General features: G+C 59.9%; 13 protein-coding genes. 9 read left to right on the top strand and 4 right to left on the bottom strand.

Annotation, left to right across the window (positions count from 1 at the left end; all coding sequences use genetic code 11):
- Nucleotides 1-21 precede the first annotated feature (21 nt).
- On the bottom strand, nt 22-426 hold the full coding sequence (locus P3G59_RS28945; protein WP_277759886.1) for an acyl-CoA thioesterase: 405 nt from the start codon (nt 424-426) through the stop codon (nt 22-24).
- Between the two features lie 375 nt (nt 427-801).
- Here P3G59_RS28945 and P3G59_RS28940 point away from each other — a divergent pair, with 375 nt between their 5' ends.
- From P3G59_RS28940 to P3G59_RS28905, 8 genes are all read left to right on the top strand, one after another.
- Nucleotides 802-2,100, top strand: coding sequence for an MFS transporter (locus P3G59_RS28940; protein WP_277759885.1), 1,299 nt, complete (start codon nt 802-804; stop codon nt 2,098-2,100).
- Nucleotides 2,101-2,334: 234 nt separating this feature from the next.
- Complete coding sequence (locus P3G59_RS28935) at nt 2,335-3,336, top strand: phosphate ABC transporter substrate-binding protein PstS (protein WP_034152107.1); 1,002 nt, start codon at nt 2,335-2,337, stop codon at nt 3,334-3,336.
- Nucleotides 3,337-3,859: 523 nt separating this feature from the next.
- Nucleotides 3,860-5,893 carry an ABC transporter permease subunit gene (locus P3G59_RS28930; protein ID WP_172828111.1) on the top strand — a complete coding sequence of 678 codons (2,034 nt, stop codon included), beginning with the start codon at nt 3,860-3,862 and terminating at the stop codon, nt 5,891-5,893.
- Nucleotides 5,894-5,909: 16 nt separating this feature from the next.
- Nucleotides 5,910-7,580, top strand: a complete 1,671-nt coding sequence (gene pstA / locus P3G59_RS28925; protein ID WP_277759884.1) for a phosphate ABC transporter permease PstA — start codon at nt 5,910-5,912, stop codon at nt 7,578-7,580.
- 93 nt (nt 7,581-7,673) lie between these two features.
- Nucleotides 7,674-8,507, top strand: a complete 834-nt coding sequence (gene pstB, locus P3G59_RS28920) for a phosphate ABC transporter ATP-binding protein PstB (protein ID WP_103302696.1) — start codon at nt 7,674-7,676, stop codon at nt 8,505-8,507.
- A gap of 125 nt (nt 8,508-8,632) precedes the next feature.
- Nucleotides 8,633-9,394 carry a phosphate signaling complex protein PhoU gene (gene phoU, locus P3G59_RS28915; RefSeq protein WP_007954334.1) on the top strand — a complete coding sequence of 254 codons (762 nt, stop codon included), beginning with the start codon at nt 8,633-8,635 and terminating at the stop codon, nt 9,392-9,394.
- 168 nt (nt 9,395-9,562) lie between these two features.
- Complete coding sequence (locus P3G59_RS28910) at nt 9,563-10,519, top strand: response regulator (protein WP_277759883.1); 957 nt, start codon at nt 9,563-9,565, stop codon at nt 10,517-10,519.
- A 208-nt stretch (nt 10,520-10,727) separates the two neighbouring features.
- Nucleotides 10,728-11,624, top strand: a complete 897-nt coding sequence (locus P3G59_RS28905; protein ID WP_277759882.1) for a M23 family metallopeptidase — start codon at nt 10,728-10,730, stop codon at nt 11,622-11,624.
- A gap of 117 nt (nt 11,625-11,741) precedes the next feature.
- Here the strand turns inward: P3G59_RS28905 and P3G59_RS28900 are convergent, their stop codons facing one another.
- From P3G59_RS28900 to phoB, 3 genes are all read right to left on the bottom strand, one after another.
- Nucleotides 11,742-13,082 (bottom strand): hemolysin family protein, encoded by a 1,341-nt coding sequence (locus P3G59_RS28900; RefSeq protein ID WP_007920256.1) that lies wholly within the window; start codon nt 13,080-13,082, stop codon nt 11,742-11,744.
- Nucleotides 13,083-13,204: 122 nt separating this feature from the next.
- Nucleotides 13,205-14,491, bottom strand: coding sequence for a phosphate regulon sensor histidine kinase PhoR (phoR, locus tag P3G59_RS28895; protein ID WP_277762216.1), 1,287 nt, complete (start codon nt 14,489-14,491; stop codon nt 13,205-13,207).
- 138 nt (nt 14,492-14,629) lie between these two features.
- Nucleotides 14,630-15,319: a phosphate regulon transcriptional regulator PhoB gene (phoB, locus tag P3G59_RS28890; protein ID WP_007896474.1), complete on the bottom strand. Its 690-nt coding sequence runs from the start codon at nt 15,317-15,319 to the stop codon at nt 14,630-14,632.
- A 151-nt stretch (nt 15,320-15,470) separates the two neighbouring features.
- On the opposite strand from phoB, the gene P3G59_RS28885 reads away from it, so the two are divergent.
- Nucleotides 15,471-15,848, top strand: a complete 378-nt coding sequence (locus P3G59_RS28885) for a hypothetical protein (protein WP_250605636.1) — start codon at nt 15,471-15,473, stop codon at nt 15,846-15,848.
- Nucleotides 15,849-15,913: the final 65 nt, after the last annotated feature.

Below are 15,913 nucleotides of genomic sequence, written 5' to 3'. Positions count from 1 at the left end.
ACCGCAAAACGGCCACGAGGTTTAACAGGCTCGCGACCGAACCGAACGAGTGCGGCCGCTGCCGTCGATGGCGACAAAGACAAATACGGCTTCGGTCACTTTACGCCACTCGCTGGACAGCGGGTCGTCGCTCCACACTTCGACCATCATCTGGATCGAGCTGCGGCCGATTTCCAGGGTCTGGGTATAAAAGGACAATTGCGCACCGACAGCCACCGGCACGAGGAACGCCATGCGATCGATGGCGACGGTCGCTACACGGCCGCCAGCAACACGGCTGGCCATCGCGGTGCCGGCCAAATCCATCTGCGCGACCAGCCAGCCGCCGAAAATATCGCCAAAGCCATTGGTTTCGCGTGGAAGTGCGGTGATTTGCAGGGCCAGGTCGCCTTGCGGGATTGGATCTTCTTGTTCGAGCTCTATCATGCCGGGGGTGCCTCTGACCCGTGACTCTTGTTGGTATTGCTGGTGGTAGCCGTCTTCGGGAAAAACGATTCAGCACCGAACATACTACGTTCGTCACGTTTTCCATCAGGCGCCTAAGGAGAAACTCTGCGAAACCGGCTAATCCCGAGCAAAGGCCGGGCCAACGACGTTTTCGCACAGCAACCCCCTACAAACCGGAGCAGGTTGCGAGTATATCGGTCGGTAGACTCCGCGACGACCATCCGGTTCTCATTTCGACCGTCAAATACGCGCCTCTATGTGCTTTTTCGAACAATTTGTTATGGTGCCGAACCTGCCCAAGCCACCGCCAGCGTTGTTGTGGCGGCAGATCCGACTATAAGAGAAGCCCTTGCCATGACCACAGCGCCTTCGAGCCTCGCGCAGCCCGAGCAACCCGCACGACCGTTGACCCGCAATGACTACAAGACTCTGTCGCTGTCTGCCCTTGGTGGCGCGCTGGAGTTTTACGATTTCATCATCTTCGTCTTCTTCGCCACCGTGGTCGGCAAGCTGTTCTTCCCGGCCGACATGCCCGAGTGGCTGCGCCTGATGCAGACCTTCGGCATCTTCGCCGCCGGCTACCTCGCGCGGCCGTTGGGCGGCATTGTCATGGCGCACTTCGGCGACCTGCTGGGGCGCAAGAAGATGTTCACCCTGAGCATTTTCATGATGGCCGTGCCGACCCTGATCATGGGGCTGCTGCCAACGTATGCGCAGATCGGTATGTGGGCGCCGATCCTTCTGCTATTGATGCGGGTGATTCAAGGCGCGGCGATTGGCGGTGAAGTGCCGGGCGCGTGGGTCTTCGTTTCCGAACACGTACCGCAAAAACACATGGGTTACGCCTGTGGCACCCTCACCAGCGGCCTGACCGCCGGCATTCTGCTCGGCTCGCTGGTCGCCACGGCGATCAACAGCATTTATACGCCTGCCGAGGTTGCCGATTACGCCTGGCGTATTCCATTCCTGCTGGGTGGCGTATTCGGCCTGTTCTCGGTGTACCTGCGCCGCTGGCTGCACGAAACCCCGGTGTTCGCAGAGTTGCAATTGCGCAAGGCGCTGGCTGAAGAAGTACCACTGCGCGCGGTGCTGCGTGATCATCGCGGCGCGATTGCGATCTCGATGCTGCTGACCTGGCTGCTCTCGGCGGGCATCGTCGTGGTCATCCTGATGACCCCGACCGTGCTGCAAACGGTCTATCACTTCACGCCGACCGAGTCGCTGCAGTCGAACAGTCTGGCGATCGTGTTTCTGAGCATTGGCTGCATTATTTCCGGCGCACTGGCGGATCGCTTCGGTGCCGGTCGCGTGTTTGTGTTTGGTTGCCTGGGCCTGCTGATCAGCTCCTGGACCTTCTATCACAGCCTCGCCGACCACCCGAACTGGCTGTTCCCGCTGTACGCACTGACCGGTTTTCTGGTGGGCACCATTGGTGCGGTGCCCTATGTGATGGTGAAAGCGTTCCCGCCGGTGGTGCGCTTCAGCGGGTTGTCGTTCTCGTACAACGTGGCGTACGCGATCTTCGGCGGCCTGACGCCGATGGTGGTCAGCCTGCTGCTCAAAGAAAGCGCGATGGGCCCGGCCTATTACGTAGCCGTTCTTTGCACGATGGGGGTTCTGGTGGGGGCGTGGCTCTGGAAGAAGGGTCGCTGATCCGAAATCTCCTCCAGCAGTACCGGACTCTTCGCGAGCAGGCTCGCTCCCACATTGGAATGCATTTCAAACGGTGGGAGCGAGCCTGCTCGCGAATGGGGGCACCACGAATCATCCAGTAAAACCCTGGATGCTGGCCTTTCATCCAATTGTCATATTTCAGCCATAGAGTGTTCACACGGCCTGCTGATACTTGGCCCCGACTTAACACACCCTATCTGCTAGGAGTAAGGCATGAAACTGAAGCGTTTGATGGCGGCAATGACTTTTGTCGCTGCTGGCGTTGCGACTGCCAACGCGTTCGCCGCTGTTGACCCTGCTATCCCGAGCTACACCAAGACCACTGGTGTGTCGGGCAACCTGTCCAGCGTCGGCTCCGATACCCTGGCCAACCTCATGACCCTCTGGGCTGAGAACTACAAAAAAGAATACCCGAACGTAAACATCCAGATTCAGGCCGCTGGCTCCGCCACTGCGCCACCTGCGCTGACTGAAGGCACCTCCAACCTGGGCCCGATGAGCCGCAAGATGAAGGACACCGAACTGGCGGCCTTCGAACAGAAATACGGCTACAAGCCAACCGCTATCCCGGTGGCTGTCGACGCCCTGGCGGTGTTCGTGCACAAGGACAACCCGATCCAGCACCTGACCATGGAACAGGTTGACGCGATCTTCTCGTCCACCCGTCTGTGCGGCGCCAAAGCCGACGTGAAAACCTGGGGCGACCTGGGCGTGACCGGCGACCTGGCCAACAAGCCAGTGCAACTGTTCGGTCGTAACTCGGTATCCGGCACTTACGGCTACTTCAAAGAAGAAGCCCTGTGCAAAGGCGACTACAAGCCAAACGTCAACGAACAACCAGGCTCGGCTTCGGTCGTGCAGTCGATCAGCTCCTCGCTGAACGGCATCGGTTACTCGGGCATCGGCTACAAGACCGCCAGCGTGAAGACTGTTGCTCTGTCGAAGAAAGGCAGCACTGACTTCATCGAAGACACCGAAGAAAACGCCCTGAACGGCAAATACCCGCTGTCGCGTTTCCTCTACGTTTACGTCAACAAAGCCCCGAACAAGCCTCTGGCGCCGCTGGAAGCTGAGTTCGTGAAACTGGTGCTGTCCAAACAGGGCCAGGAAGTCGTAGTGAAAGACGGCTACATCCCACTGCCGGCCAAGGTTGCTGCAAAAGCACTGGCTGACCTGGGTCTGCAAGAAGGCGGCGCTGAAGTCGCAAAGAAGTAACACCTTAGGTTCGGGCTGAACCCCGAACCTGCAGGAACCCTGTAGGAACTGTCGAGTGAAACGAGGCTGCGATCTTTTGATCTGGCCTCTGATCGCAAGATCAAAAGATCGCAGCCTCGGTTCCCCCGACGGCTCCTACACAGGTTTCAAACACGTCTCACAAGGGTCCAAACCCTTCGAATTTCTTGATCCTCCTCCAGTACCCGCTGGCGGTGGATTTGCTGCGTCACTGCATTGTCATCTTTCTGTCATACAGGATCGCTAGGGTGAGCGCATGAATGATCTGGCCAATTCCCACATGACTACTAATCCTCCCAAGCGCATTGATTTCAATACGCCTGAGCTGCAACGCAAGCGCCGCATTCGCGCGCTCAAGGATCGCTTCACCCGCTGGTACGTCCTCGTGGGCGGTCTCGCGGTGCTGGCAGCCATTACCCTGATCTTCTTCTTCCTCGCTTACGTGGTTGCGCCGCTGTTCCAGGGTGCCGACCTGACTGCGAAAGACTCGATCACCCCAGCCTGGATGCAGGACGCCGGCAAGCCGCTGATGATTTCGCTCGAAGAGCAGAATCAGGTGGCCATGCGCGTTTCCGACAAGGGCCAGGCATTGTTCTTCGACATCGACAGTGGCGCTGAACTGAAGCGCGTCGATCTGCCGGTTCCTGCTGGTGCAACCGTAACCTCCATCGGCGAAGATCAGCCGGGCCACCCGCTGGTAGCCGTGGGCCTGTCCAATGGCCAGGCGCTGGTGTTCCGTCACACTTATAAAGTCAGCTACCCCGATGGCAAGAAAACTATCACCCCGGCCATCGAGTACCCGTACGGCGAAACGCCGATCGCCCTGAACGAAGCCGGCGGTGCTCTGGAGCACGTCAGCCTCAACGCGACCGACACCACCCTGATGCTGGTGGGTTCGACCGGTTCGCAACTCAACGTCCTGTCGCTGACCAGCGAAGAAAACATGATGACCGGCGAAGTCACCAACGAGCAGAAGCGTATCGATCTGCCGCAAATGACCGAACCGGTGAAAAACATCTTCGTCGACCCGCGCCAGCAATGGCTGTACGTGGTCAACGGGCGTGCCCAGGCCGACGTGTTCAGCCTGCGCGACAAGAGCCTCAACGGTCGCTACAAACTGCTGGAAAACGCTGACGCCGAAGTCACCGCAACCACGCAACTGGTTGGCGGTATCTCGCTGATCGTCGGTGACTCCAAGGGTGGTCTGGCCCAGTGGTTCATGGCCCGCGACACCGATGGCGAGCTGCGCCTGAAGCAGATCCGCACCTTCCAGATGGGCACTACGCCAATCGTTGAAATCACTGCCGAAGAACGCCGCAAAGGCTTCCTGGCGCTGGATGCCAGCGGCAAGCTCGGCGTGTTCCACAGCACCGCACATCGCACGCTGCTGGTTGATCAGGTGGTCGATGGTCAAGGCGTCTTCGGCCTGTCGCCGCGCGCCAACCGGGTGATCGTCGAAGCCGGCGGCAAGCTGCAACCGCTGCTGCTCGACAACCCGCACCCGGAAGTGTCTTGGAGCGCGTTGTGGAGCAAGGTCTGGTACGAGAACTACGACGAGCCTAAATACGTCTGGCAATCGACCGCCGCCAACACCGATTTCGAACCCAAACTGAGCCTGTCTCCACTGACCTTCGGCACCCTGAAAGCCGCGTTCTACGCGATGCTGCTGGCCGCGCCACTGGCCGTCGCCGCGGCGATCTACACCGCGTACTTCATGGCCCCGGGCATGCGCCGCAAGGTCAAGCCGGTGATCGAACTGATGGAAGCGATGCCGACGGTGATCCTCGGTTTCTTCGCTGGCCTGTTCCTCGCACCGTATGTCGAAGGGCATCTGCCGGGCATCTTCAGTCTGCTGATGTTGCTGCCGATCGGCATTCTGGTCGCCGGCTTCACTTTCAGCCGCCTGCCTGAATCGATCCGCCTGAAAGTCCCGGACGGCTGGGAAAGTGCGCTGCTGATCCCGGTGATCCTGTTTGTGGGTTGGTTGTCGCTGTACATGAGCCCGTTCATGGAGAACTGGTTCTTCGGCGGCGACATGCGCATGTGGATCTCCCACGACCTGGGCATCACCTACGATCAGCGCAACGCTCTGGTGGTCGGTCTGGCCATGGGCTTCGCGGTTATCCCGAACATCTACTCAATCGCTGAAGACGCCGTGTTCAGCGTGCCGCGCGGCCTGACCCTCGGCTCGCTGGCCCTCGGTGCTACGCCGTGGCAGACCATGACCCGCGTGGTGATCCTGACCGCCAGCCCGGGGATCTTCTCGGCGCTGATGATCGGCATGGGCCGTGCGGTCGGCGAAACCATGATCGTGCTGATGGCCACCGGTAACACCCCGGTCATGGAAATGAACCTGTTCGAAGGTCTGCGTACCCTGGCCGCCAACGTCGCGGTGGAAATGCCGGAGTCGGAAGTCGGCGGCAGCCACTACCGCGTGCTGTTCCTCTCGGCGCTGGTGCTGCTGTTGTTCACCTTCGTCATGAACACCCTGGCAGAACTGATTCGTCAGCGTCTGCGCAAGAAATACTCGTCGCTTTAAGCAAAGGTAGAAGTCTGTGAAACAGAACTCCCTGAAAGGATGGTTCAAGAGCGGCGCCCCGGGCGTCTGGATCAGCGGTGGCGCGGTGTCCATCGCGGTCATCATGACCATTGGCCTGCTGGCCGTGATTGCCGTGCGCGGTCTCGGTCACTTCTGGCCGGCGGATCTGATCCACGCCAACTACGATGTCCCGGGACAGGCCAATCACCTGGTCATCGGCGAAGTGGTACAGAAAGAAGAAGTGCCGCGTGCCCGTCTGAAGAGCGCCGGTTTGCCGGTGCCGGATGCAGGCCCGGAATTCATGACCCGCGAGCTGATCAAGGTCGGCAACCGTGATCTGAACGGCAACGACTTCACCTGGATCGTCGGCGAGTGGCTGACCAATCAGACCACACCGCCGGAGTTGATGGCGATCGAACGTCGCGAGTGGGGCAATTTCTACGGCTACTTGGTCAACGTCAAACAGGACGGCAAAGTCATCGCCGAGGGCGAGGCCGCGTGGCCTGAACTGCAGGCGCGGATCAACCGCGTGAATGGTCTGGCTGCACAGCTGAAGTCGCTGGAAAAGACCGACATCGGTGCGATCAACGCAGGTCTCGAACGCATCCGTCTGCACGGTCGCAAACTGGAACTGGAAGGCAAGCTCGACGCCACCGCACAAGCGGACATGGAATCCGAGCGTGCCGAGCTGAATGCGCGTTATCAGGACATCGAAGCGCGTCTGGCCGATCTGCATGCGCAGTTCAACCGCGATGCCTTGACCGCTCGTGATGCCAACGGCAAAGAGATTGAAATCGGTCTGGGCAAAGTGGTTCACGCCTACCAGCCGAACGCGATGAGTACCTTCACCAAGGTCGGTTTCTACTTCAGCAAGATCTGGGAATTCCTTTCGGACGACCCGCGTGAAGCGAACACCGAAGGCGGGATCTTCCCGGCGATCTTCGGCACCGTGATGATGACTTTGATCATGGCGATGATCGTCACCCCGTTCGGCGTGCTGGCGGCGGTGTACCTGCGTGAATACGCCAAGCAGAACACCCTGACGCGGATCATCCGCATCGCGGTGAACAACCTCGCTGGTGTTCCGGCGATTGTTTACGGCGTGTTCGGCCTGGGTTTCTTCGTTTACGTGTTGGGTGGTTCCGTCGACCGCTTGTTCTTCCCCGAAGCGCTGCCGGCACCGACCTTCGGTACACCGGGTCTGCTCTGGGCGTCGTTGACCCTGGCATTGCTGGCGGTACCGGTGGTGATCGTGGCGACCGAGGAAGGTCTGGCGCGGATTCCACGCACCGTGCGTGAAGGCTCGTTGGCCCTCGGCGCGACCAAGGCTGAAACCTTGTGGAAGATCGTGATCCCGATGGCCAGCCCGGCGATGATGACCGGCATGATTCTCGCCGTGGCTCGCGCCGCCGGTGAAGTGGCGCCACTGATGCTGGTGGGTGTGGTGAAACTGGCGCCGTCGCTTCCGGTGGACGGCAACTACCCGTACCTGCACCTCGATCAGAAAATCATGCACCTGGGCTTCCACATTTATGACGTTGGCTTCCAGAGCCCGAACGTCGAAGCGGCCCGCCCGCTGGTGTACGCCACGGCGCTGCTGCTGGTGCTGGTGATTGCGACACTGAACCTGTCGGCCGTTTATATCCGCAACCACCTGCGCGAAAAATACAAAGCACTGGATAGCTAAAGCCATTAGCCACAAGCGGCAAGCTACAAGCCGCTTTTGCTCAAACTTGCAGCTTGCAGCCAGAAGCTTGCAGCTACGAACGGAGTGAGACCCATGCAGCACGAAACACATACCCACGGCATCAACATGTCCGCCTTGGGCCGCGACAAGCAAAGCCTGAACCTGGCGCAGGAAACCGTGGCCATCGAAGTCCCCGGCCTGAGTCTGTACTACGGCGAGAAACAGGCACTGTTCGACGTCAGCATGAACATTCCGAAACAGCGCGTGACCGCCTTCATCGGCCCGTCCGGCTGCGGTAAATCGACCTTGCTGCGCACCTTCAACCGCATGAATGATCTGGTTGACGGCTGCCGTGTCGAAGGCGCGATCAACCTCTACGGCAACAACATCTATCGTAAGGGCGAAGACGTGGCCGAGCTGCGTCGTCGCGTCGGCATGGTGTTCCAGAAGCCCAACCCGTTTCCGAAGACCATCTACGAAAACGTGGTCTACGGCCTGCGTATCCAGGGCATCAACAAAAAGCGCATTCTCGACGAAGCCGTCGAGTGGGCGTTGAAAGGCGCGGCACTGTGGGATGAAGTCAAAGACCGTCTGCATGATTCGGCACTGGGCCTGTCTGGTGGTCAGCAGCAGCGTCTGGTGATCGCTCGCACCATCGCCGTGGAGCCGGAAGTGCTGCTGCTCGATGAACCGTGCTCGGCCCTTGACCCGATCTCGACGCTGAAAGTCGAAGAGCTGATCTACGAGCTGAAATCCAAGTTCACCATCGTCATCGTGACCCACAACATGCAACAGGCCGCGCGGGTGTCCGACTACACGGCGTTCATGTACATGGGCAAGCTGGTGGAATTCGGCGACACCGATACCCTGTTCACCAATCCGGCGAAGAAGCAGACCGAAGACTACATCACCGGTCGTTATGGCTGATTGAAGCGGCTGCGAGCGGCAAGCTTCAAGCGGCAAGTCAGAAGCGAAGCGGCATGGATCACCACATAACAGCTTGCAGCTTGTAGCTTGCAGCTCTTGGTTAAACGCTTTTTCGGAGCGAATGCATGATTTCCAAAGAAGGCCTCACTCATCACATCTCCGCGCAGTTCAACGCCGAGCTTGAGGAAGTGCGCAGCCACCTCCTGGCCATGGGCGGGCTGGTCGAGAAGCAGGTCAACGACGCGGTGACCGCGCTGATCGAAGCCGACTCCGGTCTGGCTCAGCAGGTGCGCGAGATCGACGACCAGATCAACCAGATGGAACGCAACATCGACGAAGAATGCCTGCGCATTCTCGCCCGTCGTCAGCCGGCGGCGTCCGATCTGCGTTTGATCATCAGCATCTCCAAGTCGGTGATCGACCTTGAGCGCATCGGTGACGAAGCGACCAAGATCGCCCGCCGCGCGATTCAGTTGTGCGAAGAAGGCGAAGCGCCGCGCGGTTACGTCGAGGTTCGCCACATTGGCGACCAGGTGCGCAACATGGTTCGCGATGCACTGGACGCGTTCGCCCGTTTCGACGCCGATCTGGCGTTGTCGGTGGCGCAGTACGACAAGATCATCGACCGCGAATACAAAACCGCCCTGCGTGAGCTGGCGACCTACATGATGGAAGACCCGCGCTCTATCTCGCGGGTCTTGAGCATCATCTGGGTGCTGCGTTCGCTGGAGCGCATCGGCGATCACGCGCGCAACATCTCCGAACTGGTCATCTACCTGGTGCGCGGCACCGACGTGCGCCACATGGGCCTCAAGCGCATGAAAGAAGAAGTTGAAGGCACAAGCGGCGAAACCGCTAATGTTCCGGGCGATGCTGACGATAAGTAAGATTGCCTGAGAAAAGCGCCCGGCCCTTTGGCCGGGCGTTTTTGTTTAGGGCGAGCCGAATTGAAAAGCAGCACCCGCGAACGAAAAGTCCCGGCGTGACTGAAGATTGTTGGCAATGTGCCATCAGTAAAAGCGGTATGCTTGCCGGGATTTTTATAGGGGTGTTGGATGAGCAAGATCAGTGTGTTGGTCGTGGACGATGCTTCGTTCATTCGTGACCTGGTGAAAAAGTGCCTGCGTAATTACTTCCCGGGGATCCGCACCGAGGACGCCGTCAACGGCAAAAAGGCGCAGGCCATGCTGGCCAAGGAAGCGTTCGACCTGGTTTTGTGCGACTGGGAAATGCCGGAAATGTCCGGTCTTGAACTGCTGACCTGGTGCCGCGAGCAAGACAACCTCAAAACCATGCCATTCGTTATGGTGACCAGCCGTGGCGACAAGGAAAACGTTGTCCAGGCGATTCAGGCCGGCGTTTCCGGCTACGTCAGCAAGCCGTTCACCAACGAGCAACTGCTGACCAAGGTCAAGCAGGCGCTGAACAAGGTTGGCAAGCTCGACACCCTGATGAACAGCGCACCGACCAAGATGAACTCGGCGTTCGGCAACGATTCCCTGAGCGCGTTGACCGGCGGCAAGCCTGCCGTGGTCGGTGGCGCACCGGCAGCCGCTTCGGTCAATCCGTTTGCCAAACCGGTGGCTGCTGCACCGGCGCCCGCCGCTGCGCCGTCCCGTGGTTTGCTCAATAGCCCACCGGTCAAGCCAACAGCCGCCGCGTCGGCGCCGGCCAGTGGCCGTGGTCAGGGGCAGTTGCGCCTGCCAAGCGGTACTCAGCAATGCGTGATCAAGGCGCTGAGCATCAAGGAGGCGTTGTTGGTGGTGAAACGCACCGACACCCTGCCGCAGATCCTCGACAGCGCCGTGCTCGATCTGGAGCAGGGCGACAACGCCGAAATCGCTCGCCTCAACGGCTACCTGCACGCCGTCGTTGCGTTTGAGCCGAAACCGGACAGCGACTGGCTGCAACTGACGTTCCGCTTTGTCGACCAGGACGCGCAGAAGCTCGACTACATCTCCCGCCTGATCGCTCGCGGCACGGCGCAGAAGCACTTCATTCCGGGCGCTTGATCTTCGTCGCCTGACACACCGCTTTCGCGAGCAGGCTCGCTCCCACATTGGAATGCATTTCAAAGGTGGGAGCGAGCCTGCTCGCGAAGGGGCCATCACTTGCACCATCAATCTCCCAGACTGCCCAATTTGAAACATCTGTCGACTAGCCTGGTCTGTCACAACTGCTAGGCTCACTCCCAGGCCTTACTTCGACAGACTCTTGCCCATGCTCGCGCGCCTGCTGTTTTTCTGTGGTCTCTTCATGGCCTCCACCTCGGCTGTGGCCATGACTATTTACAAATCCACCGATGCCAACGGCGTGGTCTCGTACAGCGACCGGCCGAGCAAAGGCTCGCAGGTGTTCGTCTTTCAGGACCGCATGGTCGAGCGCCTCGAACGGCAGGTCTACCTCGACATCAAGAAGCAGAAGGGCGTTGACGTGGTGTTCGTGCGCAACGATCTGTATGCGCCGGTTGAGGTGGCACTGGCGTTTACCGGATTGAGCAATGTGCGTGGCGCGCCGGCCAAAGCGATCCGCCGAGTGTTGCCGGCGCGCAGCAATACGCGCCTGGCATTGCTGACGGCAATTACCAGCGGCAAGCCGTTGGTGTATACGCCGCAGTTTCAATACGCCCTGGGCGACCCTGCCGGCACCGCGCAGAGCTATCGCTATCCGCTGCCGTGGCGTGGCGGGCCGTTTCGTCTGAGCCAGGGTGCCAACGGCCAGTACAGTCATTACGGGCCGAAGAATCGCTATGCGATGGACATCGCCATGCCGGTGGGTACGCCGATCATTGCCGCGCGGGCCGGGGTGGTGGTGAAGACCGAGAACTCCCAGAGCGGGCGCGGCTCGGATGCGTCCGGCAATTTCGTGCGGGTGCTGCACGACGACGGCACCATGGGTGTGTACCTGCACCTCAAGCAAGGTTCGGTGAGCGTGCGCGAAGGGCAGCGGGTGGCGGTGGGCAGTCCGCTGGCACTGTCGGGCAATACCGGCAACAGCAGCGGCCCGCATCTGCACTTTGTGGTGCAGCGCAATACCGGTGAGGGGCTGGTGTCGATTCCGTATCAGTTCAACCAGCCGCTGGGGGCGTTGCCCAACTTTGCGCTGGGCAAGCAGTAAGCTTTTAAAAGCAAAAGATCGCAGCCTTCGGCAGCTCCTACATGGGAATGTGTATCTATGTAGGAGCTGCCGAAGGCTGCGATCTTTTGGCAGGCAACGCGGTTTCCCGCATTGTACTCAATCCAGCATCAACACCTTGGCCAGCACAATCTTCGGCCCTTTCATCTTCTTGATGATGATCCGCAGCCCTTCGACTTCCAGCACTTCTTCCTCTTCCGGTACCCGTTTCAGGGTCTCGTAGACCAGCCCGGCAAGGGTTTCGGCTTCGATGTGGTCAAGGTCGATACCGAGCAGGCGCTCCACCTTGAACAACGGCGTATCACCACGCACCAGCAGCTTGCCCGGCTGATAGGCGAGGATGCCGCGCTCAGCCTTGCGGTGTTCGTCCTGAATATCGCCGACCAGCACTTCCAGCACGTCTTCCATGGTCAGGTAGCCGATGATGTTGCCGTCAGCCTCCTCGACCACGGCGAAGTGCGAGCCGCCCTTGCGGAACTGCTCCAGCAACTGCGACAGCGGCATATGGCGCGACACACGCTCAAGCGGACGGGTCAGTTCAGCCAGGTTGAACGACTCGGGAATGTGGTCCAGCGCCGCCAGCTCCAGCAGCAGGTCCTTGATGTGCAGCAGGCCGACGAACTCCTGGCGTTCGCTGTCGTACACCGGGTAACGGCTGAACTTGTGGCGACGGAACATCGCGAGGATTTCTTTCAGCGGCGCGTTGAATTCCAGGGTGATCAGGTCTTCCCGGGAGTTGGCCCAGTCGACCACTTCCAGCTCGCCCATTTCCACCGCCGACGCCAGAACGCGCATGCCCTGATCGCTCGGATCCTGGCCACGGCTGGAGTGCAGGATCAGTTTCAGTTCTTCGCGGCTGTAATGGTGTTCGTGGTGCGGGCCGGGTTCGCCCTGGCCAGCGATCCGCAGAATCGCGTTGGCGCTGGCGTTGAGCAGGTAGATTGCCGGGTACATCGCCCAGTAGAACAGGTACAGCGGCACCGCCGTCCACAGCGACAGCAGCTCGGGTTTGCGGATCGCCCAGGATTTCGGGGCCAGTTCGCCGACGACGATGTGCAGGTACGAAATGATGAAGAACGCGGTGAAGAACGACACACCTTTGACGATCTCGGGCGACTGCACGCCGACCGCGCTCAGCAGCGGTTCGAGAATGTGTGCAAAGGCCGGCTCACCGACCCAGCCCAAGCCGAGGGAGGCGAGGGTGATACCCAGCTGACACGCCGAGAGGTACGCATCAAGCTGACTGTGCACGGTGCGCAGGATGTGTCCGCGCCAGCCGTTCTGATCAGCGATGGCTTCGACCCGGGTCGAGCGCAGTTTGACCATGGCGAATTCCGCCGCAACGAAAAAGCCGTTGAGCAAAACCAGGATCAGAGCAAAAAGGATCATGCCGAAATCGGCAAATATTGTTGCGAGGGACAAGCCAGGGGAAGGGTCCATGATGGAGTTTTGCGGGTTCCGTGTGATTCAAGAGAGGTAAAAGCCGCGCCTGAAAGGCAGGCACAAGTCAGCCAATGTAGCGGCTGACAGGGCGATTGCCTAGTGGCGAGTGCCGGTCGGTCTTACTCGGCGGCGCTGATCGCCCGCGCCTGGACCACTTGGGCCGGGGCGAAATGGCAGGTGAACGTGCTGCCGTGACCGGGCACGCTGCTGATCTCCATGCGTGCGCGGTGGCGCAGCAACACGTGCTTGACGATGGCCAGGCCCAGGCCGGTGCCGCCGGTGTTGGAGTTGCGGCTGGAGTCGACGCGATAGAAGCGTTCGGTCAGGCGCGGCAGGTGTTTGCTGTCGATGCCGATCCCGGAATCCTGCACGCTCAGGTGCGCGCCCTGATCGTCGCCCCACCAGCGAATGCGGATGTTGCCTTCGGCCGGGGTGTACTTCACCGCGTTGAACACCAGATTGGAGAAGGCACTGCGCAACTCCGCCTCGCTGCCCTTGAGCAGCAGGCTGGCCTCGGCTTCGAGGGTGATGCGCTGGTTCTTCGCCCCGGACAATTGCTGCGCATCGCTCTTGATCGATTGCAACAGCGCGTCGACCTGCACCGGCTGGTTGTCCGACGGGTAGTCGGTGGCTTCCAGTTTCGCCAGCAGCAACAAATCGTTGAGCAGCGTCTGCATGCGTCCGCCCTGTTGCTGCATCTGCTGCAGGGCGCGGCTCCAGCGTGGGTTCACTTCCTCGACGTTGTCGAGCAGGGTTTCCAGATAGCCGCATATCACCGTCAAGGGTGTGCGCAATTCGTGGGAGACGTTGGCGATAAAGTCTTTGCGCATCTGTTCCAGTTGATGGATGCGCGTGACGTCGCGCACAAGCATCAAGTGTTCGTTGTTGCCGTAGCGGGTCAGGTACAGCTGAATGCGTACGCGATCATTGGTCGGCGATGGAATTTCCAACGGTTCGGCATAGCTTTCCTGTTCGAAGTATTCCTTGAAGCGCGGATGCCGCACCAGGTTGGTCACCGGTTGGCCACTGTCTTGCGGGGTCTTGAGACCGAGCAGGGTTTCGGCGGCGCGGTTCCACCACTCCAGGTTGCCGTCGCTGTCGAGCATGATCACCGCGTCTTTCAGCGCGGCGGTGGATTCCTGCACCCGGTCGATCACCGCTTGCAGGCGCCCGCGTACACGTTGGTCGCGGCGTTGCAGGTGGTAGATGCTGTCGAACACCTCGCCCCACAGGCCATAGCCATCGGGCGGAGCCTCATCGGGTTGATGCTGGCGCAGCCATTCGTGCAGCCGCAGCAATTGCTTGAGCGTCCAGGCCAGGTAAATACCCAGGCCTGCAGCAAGGCTCCAGCCGTAATAGCCGGTGATCAGGCCGATCACCAGGCAGGCGGTGACCAGCAGCAGCATGTGGCGAATCAGGGTGCCATGCCAGTTTTGATTCACGGAGCGTCCTTAACGCAGCGTCGGGTTTCAAGCCACAAGCTTCAAGTTAAAGCGGATCGGCTTTTACTTGCCGCTTGGAGCTGGAAGCTTGCAGCTGCTTTTTTATGCCTTGGTGGAAAACCGGTAGCCGGTGCCGCGCACGGTTTGTACCAGATTTTCGTAGGCGTCGCCGAGGGCCTTGCGCAGGCGGCGGATGTGCACGTCGACGGTACGTTCTTCAACGTAGACGTTGCCGCCCCAGACCTGATCCAGCAACTGGCCACGGGTGTAGGCGCGCTCCTGGTGGGTCATGAAAAATTGCAGCAGACGGTATTCGGTCGGGCCCATCTCGGCTGGTTTGCCGTCGATGGTCACGCGGTGGCTGATCGGGTCGAGCAGCAGGCCACCGACTTCGATCGGCGCTTCGCCGTCGGTCGGACCGGCGCGGCGCAGCACGGCTTTAAGTCGGGCGACCAGTTCGCGCGGGGAAAACGGTTTGGTGATGTAGTCGTCGGCGCCGACTTCCAGGCCCTGGATCTTGTTGTCCTCTTCACCCTTGGCAGTGAGCATGATGATCGGGATGTCCCCGGTCAGTTCGTCACGCTTGAGACGACGCGCCAGCTCGATACCCGAGGTGCCCGGCAGCATCCAGTCGAGCAGGATCAGGTCCGGCTTGCGGTCGACGATGATGGCGTGTGCCTGCTGCGAGTTCTCTGCCTCGAGGCAGTCATAGCCGGCCATTTCCAACGCAACGGCGATCATTTCGCGAATGGGCGCTTCGTCGTCGACGATCAGAATGCTCCTGCCAACCATGCCTTAATCCTCTTGTCATTTAACTGTCTTGCGCCGCATTAGATAACGGAATTATTGCAGTCGTGTGACAGTATTTTAGTCCGGCGGCGATTGTGCAAATCCTGAACTAAGCTCTAAGTCCGAATCCTGACAACCACAAAAGAAGGTTTCCATGACTCAAATGACTGTTTCTTTCAAAGCACTGCTGCTTGCCGCTGCCGTAGCATTACCGTCGATGGCGTTCGCCGCTGACCCGGTCATGATGAAAGACGGCATGATGACCGACCACAAGGGCATGACCGTGTACACCTTCGACAAGGACACGGGTGGCAAATCGATGTGCAACGGCGATTGCGCGAAAAACTGGCCGCCGATGATGGCGCCAGCGGGTGCCAAGGCCGAAGGCAAGTTCACCCCCATCAAACGTGATGACGGCATGATGCAGTGGGCATATGACGGCAAGCCGCTATACACCTTCAAAATGGATGAGAAACCAGGCGACATGAAAGGTGAGGGGTTCAAGGACATGTGGCACATGCCTAAACACTGATTCCTCCAGCAACCTTGTCCCTGTGGGAGCGAGCTTGCTCGCGAAGGCGTCGTCTCAGTCAGCAT

This window comes from Pseudomonas sp. A34-9 (genome assembly GCF_029543085.1).
In the GTDB taxonomy this organism is placed as follows: domain Bacteria; phylum Pseudomonadota; class Gammaproteobacteria; order Pseudomonadales; family Pseudomonadaceae; genus Aquipseudomonas.
This window is presented reverse-complemented; position numbering and strand designations above follow the sequence as displayed.

What these genes read in the sequence shown, in the direction of transcription:
- P3G59_RS28945 (WP_277759886.1), bottom strand. Translation starts at nt 426, where the DNA reads ATGATAGAGCTCGAACAAGAAGATCCAATCCCGCAAGGCGACCTGGCC.
- P3G59_RS28940 (WP_277759885.1), top strand. Translation starts at nt 802, where the DNA reads ATGACCACAGCGCCTTCGAGCCTCGCGCAGCCCGAGCAACCCGCACGA.
- P3G59_RS28935 (WP_034152107.1), top strand. Translation starts at nt 2,335, where the DNA reads ATGAAACTGAAGCGTTTGATGGCGGCAATGACTTTTGTCGCTGCTGGC.
- P3G59_RS28930 (WP_172828111.1), top strand. Translation starts at nt 3,860, where the DNA reads ATGCAGGACGCCGGCAAGCCGCTGATGATTTCGCTCGAAGAGCAGAAT.
- pstB (WP_103302696.1), top strand. Translation starts at nt 7,674, where the DNA reads ATGCAGCACGAAACACATACCCACGGCATCAACATGTCCGCCTTGGGC.
- phoU (WP_007954334.1), top strand. Translation starts at nt 8,633, where the DNA reads ATGATTTCCAAAGAAGGCCTCACTCATCACATCTCCGCGCAGTTCAAC.
- P3G59_RS28910 (WP_277759883.1), top strand. Translation starts at nt 9,563, where the DNA reads ATGAGCAAGATCAGTGTGTTGGTCGTGGACGATGCTTCGTTCATTCGT.
- P3G59_RS28905 (WP_277759882.1), top strand. Translation starts at nt 10,728, where the DNA reads ATGCTCGCGCGCCTGCTGTTTTTCTGTGGTCTCTTCATGGCCTCCACC.
- P3G59_RS28900 (WP_007920256.1), bottom strand. Translation starts at nt 13,082, where the DNA reads ATGGACCCTTCCCCTGGCTTGTCCCTCGCAACAATATTTGCCGATTTC.
- phoR (WP_277762216.1), bottom strand. Translation starts at nt 14,491, where the DNA reads ATGCTGCTGCTGGTCACCGCCTGCCTGGTGATCGGCCTGATCACCGGC.
- phoB (WP_007896474.1), bottom strand. Translation starts at nt 15,319, where the DNA reads ATGGTTGGCAGGAGCATTCTGATCGTCGACGACGAAGCGCCCATTCGC.
- P3G59_RS28885 (WP_250605636.1), top strand. Translation starts at nt 15,471, where the DNA reads ATGACTCAAATGACTGTTTCTTTCAAAGCACTGCTGCTTGCCGCTGCC.